Raw genomic sequence first — 1248 nt, forward strand, 5'->3', positions numbered from 1 at the left:
TGTAGATACCGTCTTGAGCCTCACCGGGCAAGCGCAAGTTTCGGGTCATATGGCAGTCCTGACTTGAGCACTCCGTAAACGAAGTGCAGCAGCTTGCGCATTGCTGCGCAGATGATCTGCTTGGGGGCCTTGCCATTGGCTTCCAGGCGTTCTTTCATCGCCTTGATCGCCTTATTGTGTTTCAGCGCCACCATGCCAGGCATGTAAAGGCCTGCACGCAGCCGTGCCGACCCTACTCTTGAGATCAGGGTATGACCTTTGAGCTTTCCTGATTCCTGCAGCTTTGGATTGAGCCCTGCAGCAGCGACCAGTTGGCGAGGATCACTGTATTTGCGCAAGTCACCCAGTTCGGCGAGTAATCGTTCAAGCGTTTTTTGTCCGATGCCGTCGATGGTTACGATGAGATCCCGCATCTGACGCATATCCGGGTCGTCATCGATGTGTTTTTTGATCGCCTTGTGCGTTTCTACGATCTCTTTTTCGATATGGCGCAGAACGGAGTTGATCGAGTCTTTGACCTTTTCGTCGGAAACGTCGAGACGATTAAGCTCCATTTGTTCCATTTCCTGAAGGTCATCCAGGCGGCGCACCATTGCTTTTAACTGGCGGTATTTCAGCGGCTCAGGCGCCCATGGGTGAAGTTTTTGATCTTTTTCCCGGGCAAAGTCGGCGATCAGTTTGGCATCACTTTTATCAGTCTTGATGCGGCGCAGTTCGCTGTCAGCGTACGCTTTGGTCGTAGCCGGGTTCACGACGCAGACCCGGAAGCCTTTGTTGTAAACGAACTCCGCGAGCTCCAAGTGGTAAACGCTCGTGGCTTCCATCACGATCAGGGCCGAACGCTCGGCGTTTTTTTCTAGCCACGCCTCAAACTCTTTAAAGCCCTTTGGATCGTTGGCCAGCTTGGCCTTGGTTTTGTGCTTGCCGTTGGGCTGGTGTGTAGCGATATCAAAGGTGTTCTTTGCGATGTCGACGCCAACGAAACCGGACATGATCGTTTCTCCACTTGTTCCCTGTTGCGATCATCACGTCACTCTGTCCAACCTTGCGAATGCGGGCTCTCGCCGCAGGCGGGCCCAAGATACCGTGCGAACTGTACGAGTGAGTGTGGAGGGCTGGAGCACGATCTACGTCACAGGCAAAAAGCCTAAGGAGCTGCGCGGCTTCCAAGTCCCTCCCTCGATGATCAGTCGAGAACTATCGCTCCTGACGGAGCGTTAGTCGAGATACAAGGAGCTGCCGAAGGCT

Annotated in this window: 1 protein-coding gene; it reads right to left on the reverse strand. The window is 53.9% G+C overall.

Going from position 1 to position 1248, the window contains the following annotated elements:
• Nucleotides 1-20: 20 nt before the first annotated feature.
• The gene (locus tag PspCFBP13508_RS27310) at nucleotides 21-992 is read right to left on the reverse strand and encodes an IS110 family transposase (RefSeq protein ID WP_056786210.1); all 972 of its coding nucleotides are present in this window, start codon (nucleotides 990-992) and stop codon (nucleotides 21-23) included.
• Nucleotides 993-1248: the final 256 nt, after the last annotated feature.

The organism is Pseudomonas sp. CFBP13508, from assembly GCF_005233515.1.
Taxonomy (GTDB): domain Bacteria; phylum Pseudomonadota; class Gammaproteobacteria; order Pseudomonadales; family Pseudomonadaceae; genus Aquipseudomonas; species Aquipseudomonas mercuritolerans.